Genomic DNA, 18918 nt, shown 5'->3' with positions numbered 1-18918 from the left:
ACAGTCCCCTGGTAAAAAAACGGAGCTTATCGCTCCGTTTTTTTATGCCTGTCAGTTAGTGGCCGGATATTCCTGAATCGTCACGTGCAGCGTCAGTTTCTTATCGTTGCGCATGACCTCAACAGGGATAATAGAACCCGGGCGAATTTCTGCCACCTGATCCATCGTCTCCAGCGCGGAGACCGCTGGCGTGCCGTTGACCGACACAATGACATCATTAACCTGAATACCCGCATTCGCGGCTGGGCCACCAGGAGACACTTCATTCACCACAATCCCCTGAATCTGATCGATACCGCCGCCCTGGGTATGCATCGGCGCAATTTCGCGCCCGCCGATACCGATATAGCCGCGGATCACGCGTCCGTCGCGGATCAGTTTATCCATAATTTTGGTCGCCAGCTGGAACGGAATGGCAAAGCCAATCCCTTCCGGCGTCTCTCCGTCGTTACTCTTATCGAACGAGAGGGTATTGATGCCCACCAGCTCGCCCAGCGAGTTGACCAGCGCCCCGCCGGAATTACCGTGGTTAATTGAGGCATCGGTTTGCAGGAAGTTCTGCCGCCCGGAGGGGTTCAAACCGATACGGCCGGTCGCGCTGATAATCCCCTGGGTGATGGTCTGACCCAGGTTGTAAGGGTTACCGATAGCCAGTACGACGTCACCAATATGCGGGGTACGTTTACGGTTGATTGGGATGACCGGCAAACCTCCCGTGGCGTTAATTTTCAGAACGGCCAGGTCAGTCAGGCTGTCAGACCCAACGAGTAACGCCTCAAATACGCGGCCATCCTGCAGAGCGACGATGATCTGGTCGGCATCGTTAATCACGTGCTTATTGGTAATAATGTAGCCGCGCTCGTCCATAATCACGCCGGAGCCGAGGGTGCGGATCTCCAGTTGGTTATGGGCTGAAGCATTCAGGCCACGGTTATAGACGTTAACCACGGCAGGTGCGGCACGGCGGACGCCCTGGTTATAGGTGGCCGGCGTTTCATCCGTGCTATCGAACTGGGGAGCCGACAGTTTATTGAACTGACGTAAAGACGGCAGCGCCAGCAGCAGCAGGCCAGCGACAATCAAACCGATGACAATAGAACGTAAGAGCTTTAAAAGCATGATGCGCGTGTCGTTAAAATAGGAACGATTTGCAGCATAACATGAGTTATCCGGACATCACACGCAGCGGTGATGTCCGGGTCGCAAATGCTTAGCGCAACAGAATATAGATGGACTCATTGCCACGCATGACCTGCAGGGCAATAACAGCCGGTTTACTTTCCAGCACTTTGCGCAGTTCGGCAATGGACTGCACGCGATTGCGGTTGACACCGATGATCACGTCATCCTGATGCAATCCAGCCTGTGCCGCAGGGCTGCTCTTCTCGACGGTGTCGATGCTAATGCCTTTCGTACCGTCCTTCAATTGCCCATCGCTCAACGTAGCCCCTTGTAGCGCCGGGGCGATAAGCTCCGCACTGGCCGAGGAAGAGGTGCTCTTATCCAGCGTCACTTCAACGTCTAGCGGCTTACCGTCACGTATCAGGCCCAGCTTCACTTTGGCGCCAGGTTCCGTTGTGGCAATCCGCGAACGCAGTTCTGCAAAGCTGCTCAGCGGTTTGTCGTTCAGGCTGACGATCACATCACCTGACTTCACGCCCGCTTTTGCCGAGCCGGAGTTTGGCAGCACTTCACTGACAAACGCCCCGCGCTGTACGTTGATGTTGAACGCTTTTGCGATATCTGCGCTCATCTCCATACCTTTGATACCCAGCAGCCCGCGTTTGATTTCACCAAATTGAATGAGCTGCTGCGCCAGCGTTTTGGCCATATTACTGGGGATAGCAAAACCGATCCCAATGCTGCCGCCGCCAGGGGCCAGAATCGCCGTGTTAATCCCAATCAGCTCGCCGTTAAGGTTGAGCAATGCCCCGCCGGAGTTACCACGGTTGATTGAGGCATCGGTCTGGATAAAGTTTTCCAGCCCTTCCAGATTGAGGCCGCTGCGCCCGAGCGCCGAGACGATCCCGGAAGTCGCGGTCTGCCCTAAACCAAAGGGGTTGCCCACGGCGACGGCAAAATCGCCGACGCGCAGTTTGTCGGAGTCCGCGATGGCAATCTGGGTCAGGTTGCTGGGGTTTTGCACCTGCAGCAGCGCGATGTCGCTCTGGTCATCGCCGCCGATCAGCTTGGCATCAAATTCACGGCCATCGTTCAGCTGGACGCTGATTTTATCGGCCTGGCTGATGACGTGATTGTTGGTCAGAATATAGCCTTTTGCCGCATCAATAATGACGCCAGAGCCAAGGCCTTCAAAAGGCTGCGCCTGCTGGTCCGGAGACTCATCGCCAAAATATTTTTTCAGTTCTTCAGGGACGCGTTGGCTTTGTACTGCGGTACCCTCAACCTGAACGCTGACGACCGCAGGCAACACTTTTTCCAGCATTGGCGCGAGGCTTGGAATGGCCGCCTGGCCAGGCACCTGGGAGGGAATGGCGGCGAATACAGGGACGGACGCCGAGAGAGATAACCCGACACTTAACGCGATAGCGCTCAACAGCTGGTTTTTTTTCTTCATCGATGTTGACTCTCGTAACCTGGAATAAAGGAAAAACGGCCCTAAAAACACGTTGATGTTATTGAATTTTAAACCGCTGAACAATGAGGTGTTTAACTAAATGATAGCTGGGGTCATCAAGAAAGGACGGGCGCAATCGCTGCGCCCGTAAAATAAATTCAGGTTGTGCGATTAATCGCGTTTTACACCGCCGCGCAGCAGGCCGGACGCGCCATCGGAATAGTCGCGAGGCATCTGAACGGGCGCCTGATCGTTACCGGCTTCTGAGTCAGCCAGACGGTTGCGGAATGGGTTGGTTTCCGCGGTCATTTCCGGCAGCAGGCTGCTGGAGCTTTTTGCCATATGTTGATACAACTGACGATAGTCGGTTGCCATGTTGTCCAGCAGCTCGGCGCTACGGGCAAAATGGCTGACCAGCTCTTCACGATACTCTTCCAGCTCGGCTTTGTTCTTTTCCAGTTCGTACTGAAGTGACTGCTGCTGACGCAATTTGCGATTACCGAAACGCATGGCCACAGCACCGATGACGATGCCGACGACTAAACCGATTAGCGCATATTCCCAGGTCATGAACTTCTCCCGTTGTCTTGTTGTTCCGTAGGGTGTTGGCTCGGCTCCTGCCTGTGCCTGATAATGCCACTATAACCGCTATTTCTGCAGAAGTGGAATCCTGACGTATCATCGCGTAGTGTAGAACGGCCTTTTTTTCATCAGTCACGTCTGCTGGTGAGCGTTAATTGAAGGAATAACAATAAGATTATGCAAAACCTGTCCCCTGCATCGCGATATCAACTGGCCCTAAACGAGGGCACTCATCAGCCTGATGACGTTCAACGTGAGGCGGTAAACCGTCTGGAGATGATTTACCAGGAGCTCACGGCAAAACCCGCTGAAGTCGAACAGAACGGTGGGTTAAAGGCGGCGTTTGGGCGGTTGCTCGGTAAAAAAGCGCCACAGGCTCACGCGCCGGTGCGCGGTTTATATATGTGGGGCGGGGTCGGTCGCGGAAAAACCTGGCTGATGGACCTGTTCTATCTGAGCCTGCCTGGCGCACGTAAACAGCGTCTGCACTTCCATCGTTTTATGCTGCGGGTGCATGAAGAGCTGACCGCACTGCAGGGCAAGAGCGATCCGTTGGAGATTGTGGCCGACAGGTTCAAGGCGGAAACCGACGTGCTCTGCTTCGACGAGTTTTTTGTGTCCGACATCACCGATGCCATGCTGTTAGGCGGCCTGATGAAAGCGCTATTTGCCCGCGGGATCACGCTGGTGGCCACGTCGAATATCCCGCCGGATGAGCTCTATCGTAACGGCCTGCAGCGCGCACGCTTCCTGCCCGCCATCGATGCCCTCAAGCAGCACTGCGACATCATGAACGTCGATGCCGGTGTTGACTATCGTCTGCGCACGCTGACCCAGGCGCACCTGTGGCTTTCGCCGTTAAATGCAGAGACCACCCGCGAGATGGATACACTCTGGCTGGCGCTGGCGGGAGCAAAACGTGAACACGCCCCGGAACTCGAGATTAACCATCGCCCGCTGCCCACCCTTGGCGTCGAAAACCAAACGCTGGCGGTCTCCTTTACGACGCTCTGCGTGGATGCCCGTAGCCAGCACGACTACATTGCGCTTTCGCGTCTGTTCCACACCGTGATGGTGCTGGATGTACCGGTGATGACGCGGCTGATGGAGAGCGAAGCACGGCGCTTCATTGCGCTGGTGGACGAGTTTTATGAGCGCCACGTCAAGCTGGTGGTCAGCGCCGAGGTACCTTTATATGAGATTTATCAGGGCGAGCGGCTGAAGTTTGAGTTCCAGCGCTGCCTGTCGCGCCTGCAGGAGATGCAGAGTGAGGAATACCTGAAGCTGGAACATATGCCATAAATGCCACCCTCTCCCTGAGAAGGGAACCTTGTAGGCCGGGTAAGGCGCAGCCACCACCCGGCATTTTCCACGCCCTCGAAAAACCCAATTTCAATCGCATTTAAGGGTCGATCTTTGACCTCAACTTCTCTATAATCTTGCGACCCCACGTTACGAGAAGGTTTTTTTCCCAAAACTTTCTATGTGTCGGCATGTGCTATTCGAAGGGGTAGGTTTGCCGGACTTTGTCGTGTGAGCCTCAACTGACTAAACGTTTGGGTGTTCACCAACGTGTAACTTATTTATTTGGGTAAGCTTTTAATGAAAACTTTTACAGCTAAACCAGAAACCGTACAGCGCGACTGGTATGTTGTTGACGCGACCGGTAAAACTCTGGGCCGTCTGGCTACTGAACTGGCTCGTCGCCTGCGCGGTAAGCATAAAGCGGAATACACTCCGCACGTTGATACCGGTGATTACATCATCGTTCTGAACGCTGATAAAGTTGCTGTAACCGGCAACAAGCGTACTGACAAAGTGTACTATCACCACACCGGCCACATCGGTGGTATCAAAGAAGCGACCTTTGAAGAGATGATTGCCCGCCGTCCTGAGCGTGTGATTGAAATCGCGGTTAAAGGCATGCTGCCAAAAGGCCCGCTGGGTCGTGCTATGTTCCGTAAACTGAAAGTTTACGCAGGTAACGAGCACAACCACGCGGCACAGCAACCGCAAGTTCTTGACATCTAATCGGGATTATAGGCAATGGCTGAAAATCAATACTACGGCACTGGTCGCCGCAAAAGTTCCGCAGCTCGCGTTTTCATCAAACCGGGCAGTGGTAAAATCGTAATCAACCAGCGTTCTCTGGAACAATACTTCGGTCGCGAAACTGCCCGCATGGTAGTTCGCCAGCCGCTGGAACTGGTTGATATGGTAGAAAAACTGGATCTGTACATCACCGTTAAAGGTGGTGGTATCTCCGGTCAGGCAGGTGCGATCCGTCACGGTATCACCCGCGCTCTGATGGAGTACGACGAATCCCTGCGTTCTGAACTGCGTAAAGCTGGCTTCGTTACTCGTGACGCGCGTCAGGTTGAACGTAAGAAAGTGGGTCTGCGTAAAGCACGTCGTCGTCCACAGTTCTCCAAACGTTAATCCATTCTGCTTACGCAGAACGATTGGCGAAAAACCCGCTTCGGCGGGTTTTTTTATGGATAATGCGCAGGTTATCCACAATCTCCATGCATATATCTTCTCTTTTTCCACATTTCCAGAATCCCCTCACCACAAAGCCATCAAAATCTGGTAAACTATCATCCAATTTTCTGCCCAAATATCGGTGAATACTCGATTTTTGTTCGTTTCTTGAACAATGTGTTTTCTCTGGGATGGGCGATACAACATCTGGCTGGCCCCTGTTGGGCTGGTAGCAGTAAAAATTCTGAATATACCTGGAGGTTTTCATGGCTGTCGCTGCCAACAAACGTTCGGTAATGACGCTGTTTTCTGGTCCTACTGACATTTATAGCCATCAGGTTCGTATCGTGCTGGCCGAGAAGGGTGTCAGTTTTGAGATCGAGCATGTGGAAAAGGATAACCCGCCTCAGGATCTGATCGATCTCAACCCGAGCCAAAGCGTACCGACGCTGGTGGATCGCGAGCTGACCCTGTGGGAATCCCGTATCATTATGGAATATCTGGATGAGCGTTTCCCGCATCCGCCACTGATGCCTGTTTACCCTGTCGCGCGTGGTGAAAGCCGCCTGTACATGCAGCGTATCGAAAAAGACTGGTACTCGCTGATGAACGTTATCGTCAGCGGTTCCGCTTCTGAAGCCGACGCTGCGCGTAAGCAGCTGCGTGAAGAGCTGCTGGCAATCGCGCCTGTGTTTGGTCAGAAACCGTTCTTCCTGAGCGATGAGTTCAGCCTGGTGGATTGCTACCTGGCACCGCTGCTGTGGCGTCTGCCAACCCTGGGCGTAGAGTTTAGCGGTCCTGGCGCGAAAGAGCTGAAGGGCTATATGACTCGCGTATTTGAACGCGACTCTTTCCTGGCATCTTTAACTGAACCGGAACGTGAAATGCGTCTCGGCCGAGGCTAATGACTGTGGAAATGTCACAACTTACCCCACGCCGTCCGTATCTGCTGCGCGCCTTCTATGAATGGCTGCTGGATAACCAGCTCACGCCGCACCTGGTTGTGGATGTGACGTTGCCGGGCGTGCTGGTTCCTATGGAATACGCGCGTGACGGACAGATCGTACTGAACATTGCGCCGCGTGCGGTGGGTAACCTGGAGCTGGCAAACGATGAAGTGCGCTTCAACGCGCGTTTCGGCGGCGTGCCGCGTCAGGTTTCCGTACCTCTGGCAGCTGTGCTGGCTATCTACGCGCGTGAAAACGGTGCGGGTACCATGTTCGAGCCGGAAGCGGCGTATGATGAAGATGTTGCCAGCCTGAATGATGACAACGCATCCGATGAGCGCGAAAGCGACACGGTGATGTCACTTATTGATGGCGATAAACCCGATCATCACGACGACAATGACCCTGATGACGATCCGCCTCCGCGCGGTGGTCGTCCGGCGCTGCGCGTTGTGAAATAATCAAACAGGCCCATTGGGCCTGTTTTGCTTTCCGCCCCCTCTGATTTCCTGTGTTATGATGAATTGTTTTCCTTCTACGGCACCGGACTGCAATGAAACCGACTGATCTTAAAGCTGAAAACTCTGATGAAACCATTGGCCGCAGCCTGCGACGTCGTCCGCTGGCGCGCAAAAAGCTGTCTGATATGGTGGAAGAAGAGCTGGAGCAGATGATCCGCAGGAAGGAATTTGCTCAGGGAGAACAGCTGCCCTCCGAACGCGAGCTGATGGAATTTTTCAACGTCGGTCGCCCCTCCGTGCGGGAAGCGCTGGCGGCGTTAAAGCGTAAAGGACTGGTGCAGATCAACAACGGTGAACGCGCTCGCGTCACCATGCCCTCTGCCGATACCATCATCAGCGAACTTTCCGGCATGGCGAAAGATTTCCTCGCCCAGCCCGGCGGTATCGCCCATTTTGAACAGCTGCGCCTGTTTTTTGAATCCAGCCTCGTTCGTTTTGCCGCTGAATTTGCTACCGATGATCAAATCGATCTGCTGACAAAGGCGCTGGAGATTAACAGCCAGTCGCTTGATGATAATGCGCTGTTTATCCGATCCGACGTTGATTTCCACCGCGTGCTGGCGGAGATCCCCGGCAATCCGATCTTTAATGCGATCCACGTTGCGCTTCTCGACTGGCTGATTGCCGCACGCCCAACGGTACCGGATTCAGAGCTTTACCGGCATAACGAAGTCAGCTATCGCCAGCATATCGCGATCGTTGATGCGATCCGCCGCCGGGATCCGGATGAGGCCGATCGCGCGTTGCAAACCCACCTCAACAGCGTTTCTGCCACCTGGCACGCCTTCGGGCAGCACGCCCAACCCAAAAAATAATGATCCGCTTTTAGTGAAGCAGATCGCAATATAAGCGTTCTGTATTCCACTGCTGCTTAATTGATCTGGTATAACAGGTATAAAGGTATGTCGTTATAACAAACACACGATCGATTGAGGTAACTATGGCAACGCAATTACGCGGCGTAATGGCCGCACTCCTGACCCCGTTTAACTCTGAGCAGATGCTGGATAAAGAAAGCCTGCGCCGTCTGGTGCAGTTCAATATTGAACAGGGTATCGACGGGCTGTATGTCGGCGGTTCAACGGGCGAGGCTTTTGTACAAAGCCTTTCGGAACGGGAGCAGGTTATGGAGATCGTAGCGGAAGAGGCGAAGGGGAAAATTACGCTCATCGCCCATGTTGGCTGCGTCAGTACGGCGGAAAGCCAGCATCTGGCATCGGCCGCCGCCCGCGCCGGCTTTGACGCCGTGTCCGCCGTCACACCGTTTTACTATCCGTTCAGCTTTGAAGAACATTGTGACCACTACCGTGCAATTATTGACTCCGCTGATGGTTTACCGATGGTGGTTTACAACATCCCGGCGCTGAGCGGCGTCAAGTTAACGTTGGATCAGATCAACACCCTGGTGACGCTGCCGGGCGTCGGCGCGCTGAAGCAAACGTCTGGCGATCTCTTCCAGATGGAGCAGATCCGCCGCGCGCACCCGGATCTGGTGCTCTACAACGGCTATGACGAAATCTTCGCTTCCGGCCTGCTGGCAGGGGCTGACGGTGGGATCGGCAGCACCTACAACATTATGGGCTGGCGCTACCAGGCGATTGCGAAGGCAGTTCGGGAAGGGGATAACGCCACCGCGCAGCGCCTGCAAAGCGAGTGCAACAAGGTTATCGACCTGCTGATCAAAGTGGGCGTCTTCCGCGGGCTGAAAACGGTACTGCACTACATGGACGTAGTTTCCGTGCCGCTGTGCCGCAAGCCGTTTGCTCCTGTAGACAAGAAATTCGTGCCGGAACTGAAAGCCCTGGCAGAGCAGTTAATGGCGGAAAAACGCTAACGCATTGCCGGTTGGCGCATTGCGTATCCGGCCTACAGAAACGCGAAACGTAGGCCGGATTTGGTGCAGTCACCATCCGGCAAACGACAAAGAAATCGTCGGGAGAGTAAAATGAGTATGTCTACCCAAAGCATCCCGTGGTACCGCCATCTTAGTCGCCCGCAGTGGCGCGCGTTCTCAGCCGCCTGGCTGGGATATCTGCTCGATGGCTTTGATTTTGTCCTGATTGCCTTAGTTCTGACGGAAGTCAAAAGTGAGTTTGGCCTGACGACGGTAGAAGCCGCGAGCCTGATTTCCGCCGCCTTTATTTCACGTTGGTTCGGCGGCCTGCTGCTGGGCGCCATGGGCGATCGCTACGGCCGCAAACTGGCGATGATCGCCAGTATTGTCCTCTTCTCTTTCGGCACGCTGGCCTGCGGTTTTGCGCCGGGCTACGTCACCCTGTTTATCGCCAGAATGGTGATTGGTATGGGGATGGCGGGCGAATACGGCTCCAGCGCGACCTACGTCATCGAAAGCTGGCCAAAGCATCTGCGCAATAAGGCGAGCGGTTTCCTGATTTCCGGTTTCTCCGTCGGCGCAGTGATCGCCGCTCAGGTCTATAGCCTCGTGGTCCCCGTCTGGGGCTGGCGCGCGCTGTTCTTTATCGGCATTTTCCCCATCGTATTTGCCCTGTGGCTGCGCAAAAATATTCCTGAAGCAGAGGACTGGAAAGCGAAGCACGAAGGCAAAGCCCCGGTGCGCACAATGGTCGATATTCTTTATCGCGGAAAATTCCGTGTAATCAATATCCTGATGACCCTCTTTGCCGGTACGGCGCTGTGGTTCTGCTTTGCGGGAGAACTCAATAACGCCGGGCTTGTGGTGATCCTTGGCCTGCTGTGCGCCATCGTCTTTATCAGCTTTATGGTGCAAAGCAGCGGCAAACGCTGGCCGACGGGCGTCACCCTGATGGTGGTAGTGCTGTTTGCCTTCCTCTACTCATGGCCGATTCAGGCCTTGCTTCCCACCTATCTCAAAACCGAGCTGGCGTACGATCCCTCGACGGTGGCTACGGTGCTGTTCTTTAGCGGATTCGGCGCGGCGGTGGGCTGCTGCGTCGGCGGCTTCCTCGGAGACTGGCTGGGGACGCGCAAGGCTTATGTCTGCAGCCTGCTGGCCTCACAGCTGCTGATTGTCCCTGTGTTTGCGATCGGTGGCACAAATATCTGGGTGCTGGGCTTGCTACTCTTTTTCCAGCAGATGCTGGGGCAGGGGATCTCCGGGATCTTACCCAAGCTTATTGGCGGCTATTTCGATACCGACCAGCGTGCTGCCGGGCTGGGCTTCACTTACAACGTCGGCGCGCTGGGTGGGGCAATCGCCCCGGTGATTGGCGCGCTGCTGGCGCAAAGTATGGAGCTTGGCACGGCGCTCGGATCGCTCTCCTTTGGCCTGACGTTCGTTGTGATCCTGCTCATCGGCCTTGATATGCCTACGCGCGTTCAGCGCTGGGTCAGGCCGCAAGCGCTGCGAACGCATGATGCCATCGACGGTAAGCCACTGAGCGGTGCCATCCCTTTAGGAGCGGGAAAAGGTAGCCCGATCAAACACAAAGGATAACCTGATGTCCATAATTGAAACGCTACGTCAGAAACACGCAATCAGCGGCGGGCTGATTGTCTCCTGCCAGCCGGTGCCGGGAAGCCCGCTGGACAGGCCTGAGATTGTAGCCGCGATGGCGCTGGCGGCTGAGCAGGCCAATGCCATGGCCGTGCGTATTGAAGGGATTGCAAATTTGCAGGCCGCGCGTCCGCTGCTCACGATCCCGGTGATTGGCATTATCAAACGTGACCTGGCCGATTCGCCGGTGCGCATCACGCCGTTTATTGACGATGTTGATGCCCTGGCGCAGGCAGGGGCAGACATTATTGCTTTTGACGGCACCGACAGGCGCCGACCCGCCGCACGTGATGCCATTGTTGCACGGATCCACCATCACGGGCGGCTGGCGATGGCCGACTGCGCATCGCTGGAAGATGGCCTCTACTGCCAGCGGCTTGAAGCCGAATTTATCGGCTCAACGCTTTCCGGGTACCTGACGGCTGAGACGCCGAAAGAACCCGATCTGGCACTGGTGCGTGCGCTGAGTGAGGCGGGCTGCCGCGTGGTTGCCGAGGGGCGCTATAACTCGCCGGAACGGGCGGCGCAGGCCATGCGTCATGGGGCATGGGCCGTGACGGTTGGCTCTGCCATTACCCGTCTTGAGCACATCTGCCAGTGGTTCAGTGACGCGATGCGCGAGGTGCGAAATGACCACCCTGGCTATTGATATCGGCGGGACCAAGCTTGCAGCAGCCTGGGTTGACGGCCAGGTCATTACGGCACGTCGGGAGTGTCCGACGCCTGCCAGCCAGACGCCGCGGGCGCTGCAGGAGGCGCTACGTACGCTGATCGCACCCCTCGTGGCGCAGGCTGAGCAGGTCGCCGTGGCATCGACCGGGATCGTCCACAACGGCATTCTGACGTCTATCAACCCGTCCAATCTGGGCGGACTGGCCCAGTTTCCACTGGTGGAGTTTCTGTCGACAATAACCGACCTGCCTGTGATGGCAATCAACGACGCCCAGGCCGCCGCCTGGGCCGAGTTTTGCGCGCTGCCGGATGAGGACGATATGGTATTCCTGACGGTATCCACCGGCGTGGGCGGTGGCGTTGTGCTTAATGGAAAGCTCCAGAGGGGCAGCGGCGGGCTGGCCGGGCATCTGGGCCACACGTTGGCGGACCCAAAAGGCCCCCTGTGTGGCTGTGGGCGAAGAGGCTGCGTTGAAGCCATTGCTTCAGGGCGAGGTATTGCCGCTCAGGCGCAGGATGAGCTGGCAGGGCTTGATGCGAAAACGATCTTTAGCCGGGACACCGCGCAGGCCCGCAAGCTGGTGGCAAATTCGGCACAAACGCTGGCGCGACTCATCGCTGACGCTAAAGCCATCACCGACTGTCAGGTTGTCGTAGTCGGCGGCAGCGTGGGGCTGGCTCAAGGGTATTTGCCGCTGGTGGCAGAGTATCTTTCACAGGAGCCCGATGTGTATCAGGTCTCACTTAGGGCGGCACACTACCGCCACGATGCCGGGCTGTTGGGTGCGGCGCTGTTAGCACAAGGAGACGCACTATGATGATGGGAGAGCTGCGGTCGCTGGCGTCGTCGGGCCTGCCCGCCGTACTGGTGAATGCCCTCACGCTGGCCGTTGCCGCCCGGCCGCAGGACAAAGCGCCAGGCCATTATGAACTGCAGGGTGATGATGTCTTTATGAACGTCATGCAGTTTGCCACGCAAGGACCGGAGCAAAAGAAGGCTGAACTGCACGCGCAGTATATTGATATCCAGTTGCTGTTAGCCGGGGAGGAGCGCATTCTCTTTGGCGTTGCGGGTTCCGCGCGTGAGTGCGGGGAGATGCACAGCGCTGAGGATTACCAGCTTTGCAGCCGCATCGAAGGGCAACAGTCGGTAGTGCTGAAACCGGGGATGTTCGTGGTGTTTATGCCCGGAGAACCGCACAAACCGGGGTGTGCTGTGGGAATCGAGGGAGAGATTAAAAAGGCCGTCGTGAAAGTGCGCGCCAGTCTGATAAGCGCATAAAAAAAGCCGGATGGGTATCCATCCGGCTTATTGCTTAGACTTCCAGGTAGTTCAGAATGCCGTCAGCCGCTTTACGGCCTTCGGCAATCGCCGTCACCACCAGGTCAGAACCGCGAACGATATCGCCGCCGGCGAAGATTTTCGGGTTGCTGGTCTGGAACGCATTATCGCTACCTTCCGGCGCAATCACGCGGCCCTGCGAATCCAGCTCAACGCTGTGCTTCGCCAGCCACTCCATGCTGTGAGGACGGAAACCGAACGCCATCACCACGGCATCGGCCGGGATCACATGTTCAGAGCCTGCCACGATTTCCGCACGACGGCGGCCTTTCGCATCCGGCGCACCCATCTCCGTGCGCGCCATTTTCACGCCGCTCACTTTGCCGTTGGCATTCACTTCAATACCCAGAGGCTGGATGTTGAACTGGAACTCCACGCCCTCTTCACGCGCGTTTTTCACTTCGCGTTTAGAGCCCGGCATGTTCTCTTCGTCACGACGGTAGGCGCAGATCACGTGTGCCGCATTCTGACGAATAGAGGTACGCACGCAGTCCATCGCGGTATCACCGCCGCCCAGCACCACCACGCGTTTGCCTTCCATGCTGACGAACGGCTCATCGGCGGTTTCACCGTAGCCCATGATCTGCTTGGTGTTGGCAATCAGGAACGGCAGGGCGTCAAACACGCCCGGCGCATCTTCGTTCTCCAGACCGCCGCGCATGGACTGATAGGTGCCCACGCCGAGGAACACGGCGTCGTAATCCTTCAGCAGATCGTCGAGCTGCACGTCGCGGCCCACTTCCATGTTCAGTTTGAACTCAATGCCCATGCCGGTGAAGATTTCACGGCGACGGGTCATGACCTCTTTTTCCAGCTTGAAGGCCGGTATACCGAAGGTCAGCAGACCACCGATTTCCGGATGACGGTCAAAGACTACCGCCTTCACGCCGTTGCGGGTCAGCACGTCAGCACAGGCCAGGCCCGCCGGGCCCGCGCCGATGATGGCCACGCGCTTGTCGGTTTGACGCACGCCGGTCATATCCGGACGCCAGCCCATCTCGAACGCTTTATCGTTGATATAGCGCTCGATGTTGCCGATAGTTACCGCACCGAACTCGTCGTTCAGCGTACAGGAGCCTTCGCACAGACGGTCCTGAGGACACACGCGGCCGCACACTTCCGGCAGGGTGTTGGTCTGGTGAGACAGCTCGGCGGCTTCAAAAATACGCCCTTCGTTGGCCAGCTTCAGCCAGTTCGGGATGTAGTTGTGTACCGGACATTTCCATTCGCAGTAAGGGTTACCGCAGGACAGGCAGCGGTCTGCCTGCGCTTTGGCCTGGCCTTCTGAAAACGGCTCGTAGATTTCAACAAATTCAATTTTACGGATCTTCAGCGGTTTCTTTGGCGGATCAACACGCTGCAGGTCGATAAACTGGTATACGTTCTGGCTCATCTGAATTCCTTACTGCGCCTGCACGCGCAGCTCTGCTGCGCTACGACTACGGTGACCCAACAGGGCTTTAACATCGCTGGACTTCGGCTTAACCAGCGCGAATTTCGCAGAGAACGCCGGCCAGTTCGCCAGGATCTCTTCGCCGCGCGAAGAACCGGTATGCTGCACGTGTTCGGTAATCAAGCCGCGCAGGTGTTCTTCATGGATAGCCAGCGTATCAACGTCCAGCACTTCTACCAGCTCCGGGTTCACGCGTTTGCGGAACTCACCGTCTTCGTCCAGGACGTACGCAAAACCGCCCGTCATGCCCGCGCCGAAGTTCACGCCGGTTTTACCCAGAACGCAAACAATCCCGCCCGTCATGTATTCACACCCGTTATCGCCAATGCCTTCCACCACGGTGATAGCACCGGAGTTACGCACCGCAAAACGCTCGCCCGCACGGCCTGCTGCGAACAGGCGACCGCCGGTCGCGCCGTACAGGCAGGTGTTACCGATGATGCTGGCTTCATGGCTGCGGAAGGCTGAGCCGACCGGAGGACGCACCGCCAGCAGACCGCCTGCCATGCCTTTACCGACGTAGTCGTTGGCATCGCCGGTCAGATACAGCTCAACGCCGCCTGCGTTCCATACGCCGAAGCTCTGACCCGCGGTACCGCTGAAGTGCGCGGTAATCGGATCCGCTGCCAGCCCCTGGTCACCGTGCGTCTGCGCGATGTAGCCGGAGAGGGAGGCGCCCACGGAGCGGTCGGTGTTGCGGATATCAAACCAGAACGTTTTGCTCTGCTTGTCGTCCACGTACGGTTTCGCCTGCTGCAGCAGCTGCGCGTTCAGCACGCCGTTATCGAACGGCGGGTTGTTCTCGGTGCAGTAGACCGCTTTGCCAGGGTGCGGCTGCGCGGTTTCCAGCAGCTTAGACAGCTCCAGCTTCTGCTGCTTCGCCGTGAAGCCTTCCAGCTCTTTCAGCAGGTCAGTGCGGCCAATCAGGTCCACCAGGCGTTTCACGCCCAGCTGCGCCATCAGCTCGCGGGTTTCGCGGGCGATGAAGTCAAAGTAGTTGGTTACTTTGAACGGCAGACCGTGATAGTGGTTCTTACGCAGCTTCTCGTCCTGGGTAGCCACGCCGGTCGCGCAGTTGTTCAGGTGGCAAATACGCAGGTATTTACAGCCGAGCGCAACCATCGGGCCGGTACCGAAGCCGAAGCTTTCCGCGCCGAGGATTGCCGCCTTGATAATGTCGAGGCCGGTTTTCAGGCCACCGTCCACCTGCAGGCGGATCTTGTGACGCAGACCATTAGCCACCAGCGCCTGCTGGGTTTCCACCAGGCCAAGCTCCCAAGGACAGCCCGCATATTTTACGGAGGAGAGCGGGCTTGCGCCGGTACCGCCGTCGTAACCGGCGATGGTGATGAGATCCGCATAGGCTTTCGCCACGCCGGTAGCGATGGTGCCGACACCCGGTTCGGAAACCAGCTTCACGGAGATCATCGCCTTCGGGTTGACCTGTTTCAGGTCGAAAATCAGCTGCGCTAAGTCCTCGATAGAGTAGATATCGTGGTGCGGCGGCGGGGAGATCAGCGTCACGCCCGGCACCGAGTAGCGCAGTTTGGCGATGTATGGGGTAACTTTATCCCCCGGCAACTGACCGCCTTCGCCCGGTTTAGCACCCTGAGCGACTTTTATCTGAATCACGTCGGCGTTGACCAGGTACGCAGGCGTCACGCCAAAGCGACCGGATGCCACCTGCTTGATCCGGGACACTTTGTTGGTGCCGTAACGCGCAGGATCTTCACCGCCTTCGCCGGAGTTGGAGTTGCCGCCGATGCTGTTCATGGCTTCCGCCAGCGCTTCGTGGGCTTCCGGGCTCAGCGCGCCGATGGACATTGCCGCGGTATCGAAGCGTTTGAACAGTTCGGATGCAGGTTCAACCTCGTCAATGCTGACCGCTTCATCACCCGGGTTCAGGGCAATGAGGTCGCGCAGTGTTGCCGCCGGACGGTTATTTACCAGCTCAGCGTACTGCTGGTAATCACTGTATTCGCCGCTCTGAACCGCCTGTTGCAGCGTACGCACCACGTCCGGGTTGTAGGCGTGATACTCGCCGCCATGAACGTATTTCAGCAGACCGCCCTGATCCAGCGGCTTACGTGCCAGCCAGGCGCGTTTGGACAGGTTCACCAGATCCTGCTGGAAGTCAGCAAAACCGGCCCCGCCGATGCGGCTGACCACGCCCTGGAAGCAGAGGTTGGCGACCTCGTCATGCAGACCGACCGCTTCAAACAGCTTCGAGCAGCGATAGGAAGCAATGGTCGAGATGCCCATTTTGGACATGATCTTGTACAGACCTTTGTTGATGCCGTTACGGTAGTTCAGCATCACTGCACGGTAGTCTTTGTCGATCGCGCGGGTATCCACCAGACGGGCCAGCGTTTCGTAGGCCAGGTATGGATAAATCGCCGTCGCACCAAAGCCTAACAGCACGGCAAAGTGGTGCGGGTCGCGGGCGCTGGCGGTTTCAACAATGATGTTGGCGTCGCAGCGCAGGCTCTTATCGACCAGACGCGTCTGGATAGCACCTACCGCCATTGGCGCAGGGACAGGCAGACGGTTTTTCGCGATATTACGGTCAGAAAGCACCAGCAGAACGGTACCGTTACGCACCATCTGTTCGGCTTTGTCACACAGCGCATTCACCGTTTCTTCAAGGCTCGCGTCGTTCACGTCAAACGTAATGTCGAGCGTGTCGGCGCGGTAGTGCTCCTCTTTCATGGTGGTGAGCTGTTTGAAATCGGAGTACAGCAGGATCGGCGATTTAAAGGTCAGACGGTGCGCCTGGCCTTCGGCTTCGCAGAAGACGTTCATCTCGCGACCGATGCTGGTCGCCAGCGACATCACGTGCGCTTCACGCAGCGGGTCGATCGGCGGGTTGGTGACCTGCGCGAACTGCTGACGGAAGTAATCGTAAATGATGCGTGGCTGGCTGGAGAGCACGGCAAATGGGGTATCGTCACCCATAGAGCCGACCGCTTCCTGGCCGTTTTCACCCAGTACGCGAATAACAGAGTCCAGCTCTTCCGCGCTGTAGTTAAACTGTTTCTGGAAGCTCGCAAGCATATCGTCGTCCAGTTCGCGACGACCCACTTCTTCATCCGATAAATCTTCGAACGGCACGAGGCGACGGACGTTTTTCTCCATCCACTCTTTGTACGGATGGCGGCTTTTCAGATCGTGATCGGTTTCGGCTGAGTGCAGAATGCGCCCACCGCGGGTGTCGATAACCATTAGCTCGCCCGGACCGACGCGGCCTTTCTCGACCACTTCGTCAGGCTGGTAATCCCAGATACCGACTTCAGAGGCGCAGGTGATGAGCTTGTCTTTGGTGATGACGTAGCGTGCCGGACGTAGACCGTTACGGTCCAGGTTACAGGCGGCAAAACGGCCGTCGGACATGACGATGCCCGCCGGGCCGTCCCACGGCTCCATGTGCATGGAGTTAAAGTCGAAGAACGCGCGCAGCTCGGGGTCCATATCCGGGTTGTTCTGCCAGGCCGGTGGCACGAGCAGACGCATAGCGCGCACAATGTCCATCCCGCCCGCCAGCAGCAGTTCCAGCATGTTATCCATGGAGCTGGAGTCAGAGCCGGTTTCGTTCACGAACGGCGCGGCATCGTGCAGGTCAGGGATCAGTGGCGTCTGGAACTTATAGGTACGGGCGCGGGCCCACTGGCGGTTACCGGTGATGGTGTTGATCTCGCCGTTGTGCGCCAGGTAGCGGAACGGCTGAGCCAGCGGCCAGCGTGGAACGGTGTTGGTGGAGAAGCGCTGGTGGAACAGGCAAATGGCCGATTCCAGACGCAGGTCCGCCAGGTCCAGGTAGAAGCGCGGCAGGTCAGCCGGCATACACAGACCTTTATAGATGTTCACCAGGTTAGAGAGGCTACAAACGTAGAACTCTTTATCGTCCTGGAGACGTTTTTCAATGCGGCGGCGGGCGATAAACAGACGGCGTTCCATATCACGTGGACGCCAGCCCGCAGGCGCGTTAACGAAAATCTGTTCAATACGAGGCAGCGAGGAGAGGGCGATTTCACCGAGCACCCCTTCGTTGGTTGGCACATTGCGCCAGCCGACAATCGACAGGGTTTCACGCTGAAGTTCTTCTTCGACGATGCGGCGTGAGGCGGCGGCCTTTTCAGGATCCTGGTTCAGGAACAGCATGCCGACAGCGTAGTTTTTGGCTAAACGCCAGCCGCGCTCTTCCGCCACGATGCGGAAGAAACGATCCGGTTTTTGCAGCAGCAGGCCACAACCATCGCCGGTTTTACCGTCGGCAAGAATCGCGCCACGGTGCTGCATTCGGGCCAGTGCGTGAATAGCAGTACGCACTACCTTGTGGCTAGGTTCGCCTTCTATGTGGGCGATCAGGCCGAAACCACAGTTATCCTTCTCAAGGGATTTATCGTACAACATATCAGTGAACCTCCCCAGGCTCGTCGGGCTTCCCACTGAACTTTACCGTGGCGCACAGGCACAGAAAGAGCATGGCGACGGGGTTTGCGTTTCATACGCGGACCTCGCATTCGCCCTCTTTTTCATCCTTTCGCGCAGGTAAACAAGTTTGAGGACTTGCTTCAGAGGGAATCTCAATTACTGCATAAATATGATGAGCAGGCCGCTCATCCAGAAAGCTTCCAGCGGATTTCCAACTTATCGGGAATTGGTACACAGGTCAAATGGCAATCTTATTTATACAAAAATGTGCTAAAGAGAGTTTATCTGATTGTAATTAAAGGGTATTTAAGTATTTTTACATTGATTGTATGCCCTGGAAGGACGCAGCGGAGTGTGATCTGACTCACTATATGAAAGCGGTATTATCAATGTAGCGTGCTGAATAGCAGTTTTA

16 protein-coding genes are annotated in these 18918 nt (G+C 56.6%); 11 read left to right on the top strand and 5 right to left on the bottom strand.

The features are described from left to right. Positions 1–51 precede the first annotated feature (51 nt). From degS to zapG, 3 genes are all read right to left on the bottom strand, one after another. Positions 52–1119 (bottom strand): outer membrane-stress sensor serine endopeptidase DegS, encoded by a 1068-nt coding sequence (gene degS / locus V1566_RS00505; protein WP_395304796.1) that lies wholly within the window; start codon positions 1117–1119, stop codon positions 52–54. Between the two features lie 91 nt (positions 1120–1210). Beyond that, complete coding sequence (gene degQ / locus V1566_RS00500; protein WP_063442140.1) at positions 1211–2578, bottom strand: serine endoprotease DegQ; 1368 nt, start codon at positions 2576–2578, stop codon at positions 1211–1213. 171 nt (positions 2579–2749) lie between these two features. After that, on the bottom strand, positions 2750–3148 hold the full coding sequence (gene zapG, locus V1566_RS00495; protein ID WP_008502832.1) for a Z-ring associated protein ZapG: 399 nt from the start codon (positions 3146–3148) through the stop codon (positions 2750–2752). Positions 3149–3337: 189 nt separating this feature from the next. On the opposite strand from zapG, the gene zapE reads away from it, so the two are divergent. From zapE to nanQ, 11 genes are all read left to right on the top strand, one after another. After that, complete coding sequence (gene zapE / locus V1566_RS00490) at positions 3338–4462, top strand: cell division protein ZapE (RefSeq protein WP_259386963.1); 1125 nt, start codon at positions 3338–3340, stop codon at positions 4460–4462. 300 nt (positions 4463–4762) lie between these two features. Next, on the top strand, positions 4763–5191 hold the full coding sequence (gene rplM, locus V1566_RS00485; RefSeq protein WP_006178824.1) for a 50S ribosomal protein L13: 429 nt from the start codon (positions 4763–4765) through the stop codon (positions 5189–5191). 15 nt (positions 5192–5206) lie between these two features. Further along, positions 5207–5599: a 30S ribosomal protein S9 gene (gene rpsI, locus V1566_RS00480; protein ID WP_003860436.1), complete on the top strand. Its 393-nt coding sequence runs from the start codon at positions 5207–5209 to the stop codon at positions 5597–5599. A 308-nt stretch (positions 5600–5907) separates the two neighbouring features. Continuing rightward, positions 5908–6546 carry a stringent starvation protein SspA gene (sspA, locus tag V1566_RS00475; RefSeq protein WP_023333624.1) on the top strand — a complete coding sequence of 213 codons (639 nt, stop codon included), beginning with the start codon at positions 5908–5910 and terminating at the stop codon, positions 6544–6546. Between the two features lie 5 nt (positions 6547–6551). After that, positions 6552–7049, top strand: coding sequence for a ClpXP protease specificity-enhancing factor (gene sspB / locus V1566_RS00470; protein WP_024906337.1), 498 nt, complete (start codon positions 6552–6554; stop codon positions 7047–7049). Positions 7050–7141: 92 nt separating this feature from the next. After that, on the top strand, positions 7142–7924 hold the full coding sequence (gene nanR, locus V1566_RS00465; protein WP_395304795.1) for a transcriptional regulator NanR: 783 nt from the start codon (positions 7142–7144) through the stop codon (positions 7922–7924). A gap of 125 nt (positions 7925–8049) precedes the next feature. Next, positions 8050–8943, top strand: a complete 894-nt coding sequence (nanA, locus tag V1566_RS00460; RefSeq protein ID WP_395304794.1) for an N-acetylneuraminate lyase — start codon at positions 8050–8052, stop codon at positions 8941–8943. Between the two features lie 111 nt (positions 8944–9054). Next, complete coding sequence (locus V1566_RS00455) at positions 9055–10545, top strand: MFS transporter (RefSeq protein WP_395304793.1); 1491 nt, start codon at positions 9055–9057, stop codon at positions 10543–10545. Positions 10546–10549: 4 nt separating this feature from the next. Continuing rightward, entirely contained in the window at positions 10550–11254 is a 705-nt protein-coding gene (locus tag V1566_RS00450) for an N-acetylmannosamine-6-phosphate 2-epimerase (protein WP_395304792.1), read from the top strand. Continuing rightward, positions 11235–12095 carry an N-acetylmannosamine kinase gene (locus V1566_RS00445; protein ID WP_395304791.1) on the top strand — a complete coding sequence of 287 codons (861 nt, stop codon included), beginning with the start codon at positions 11235–11237 and terminating at the stop codon, positions 12093–12095. The genes V1566_RS00450 and V1566_RS00445 overlap by 20 nt, the downstream gene beginning before the upstream one ends. Then, entirely contained in the window at positions 12092–12559 is a 468-nt protein-coding gene (gene nanQ, locus V1566_RS00440; protein ID WP_119936798.1) for an N-acetylneuraminate anomerase, read from the top strand. Before V1566_RS00445 ends, nanQ begins: the two co-directional genes overlap by 4 nt. 34 nt (positions 12560–12593) lie before the next feature. Here the strand turns inward: nanQ and V1566_RS00435 are convergent, their stop codons facing one another. Both V1566_RS00435 and gltB read right to left on the bottom strand, forming a co-directional pair. Next, complete coding sequence (locus V1566_RS00435) at positions 12594–14012, bottom strand: glutamate synthase small subunit (RefSeq protein ID WP_395304790.1); 1419 nt, start codon at positions 14010–14012, stop codon at positions 12594–12596. A gap of 9 nt (positions 14013–14021) precedes the next feature. After that, on the bottom strand, positions 14022–18482 hold the full coding sequence (gene gltB / locus V1566_RS00430) for a glutamate synthase large subunit (protein ID WP_395304789.1): 4461 nt from the start codon (positions 18480–18482) through the stop codon (positions 14022–14024). Between the last annotated feature and the right edge of the window lie 436 nt (positions 18483–18918).

This window comes from Enterobacter sp. ECC-019, assembly GCF_043974075.1.
Classification (GTDB): Bacteria; Pseudomonadota; Gammaproteobacteria; order Enterobacterales; family Enterobacteriaceae; genus Enterobacter; species Enterobacter asburiae_D.
This window is presented reverse-complemented; position numbering and strand designations above follow the sequence as displayed.

Excerpts from the sequence above, each read along its gene's own strand:
- nanR (WP_395304795.1), top strand. The coding sequence starts at position 7,142 with ATGAAACCGACTGATCTTAAAGCTGAAAACTCTGATGAAACCATTGGC.
- V1566_RS00435 (WP_395304790.1), bottom strand. The coding sequence starts at position 14,012 with ATGAGCCAGAACGTATACCAGTTTATCGACCTGCAGCGTGTTGATCCG.
- zapG (WP_008502832.1), bottom strand. The coding sequence starts at position 3,148 with ATGACCTGGGAATATGCGCTAATCGGTTTAGTCGTCGGCATCGTCATC.
- nanA (WP_395304794.1), top strand. The coding sequence starts at position 8,050 with ATGGCAACGCAATTACGCGGCGTAATGGCCGCACTCCTGACCCCGTTT.
- V1566_RS00455 (WP_395304793.1), top strand. The coding sequence starts at position 9,055 with ATGAGTATGTCTACCCAAAGCATCCCGTGGTACCGCCATCTTAGTCGC.
- zapE (WP_259386963.1), top strand. The coding sequence starts at position 3,338 with ATGCAAAACCTGTCCCCTGCATCGCGATATCAACTGGCCCTAAACGAG.
- degQ (WP_063442140.1), bottom strand. The coding sequence starts at position 2,578 with ATGAAGAAAAAAAACCAGCTGTTGAGCGCTATCGCGTTAAGTGTCGGG.
- V1566_RS00445 (WP_395304791.1), top strand. The coding sequence starts at position 11,235 with ATGACCACCCTGGCTATTGATATCGGCGGGACCAAGCTTGCAGCAGCC.
- V1566_RS00450 (WP_395304792.1), top strand. The coding sequence starts at position 10,550 with ATGTCCATAATTGAAACGCTACGTCAGAAACACGCAATCAGCGGCGGG.
- nanQ (WP_119936798.1), top strand. The coding sequence starts at position 12,092 with ATGATGATGGGAGAGCTGCGGTCGCTGGCGTCGTCGGGCCTGCCCGCC.
- gltB (WP_395304789.1), bottom strand. The coding sequence starts at position 18,482 with ATGTTGTACGATAAATCCCTTGAGAAGGATAACTGTGGTTTCGGCCTG.
- rplM (WP_006178824.1), top strand. The coding sequence starts at position 4,763 with ATGAAAACTTTTACAGCTAAACCAGAAACCGTACAGCGCGACTGGTAT.
- rpsI (WP_003860436.1), top strand. The coding sequence starts at position 5,207 with ATGGCTGAAAATCAATACTACGGCACTGGTCGCCGCAAAAGTTCCGCA.
- degS (WP_395304796.1), bottom strand. The coding sequence starts at position 1,119 with ATGCTTTTAAAGCTCTTACGTTCTATTGTCATCGGTTTGATTGTCGCT.
- sspA (WP_023333624.1), top strand. The coding sequence starts at position 5,908 with ATGGCTGTCGCTGCCAACAAACGTTCGGTAATGACGCTGTTTTCTGGT.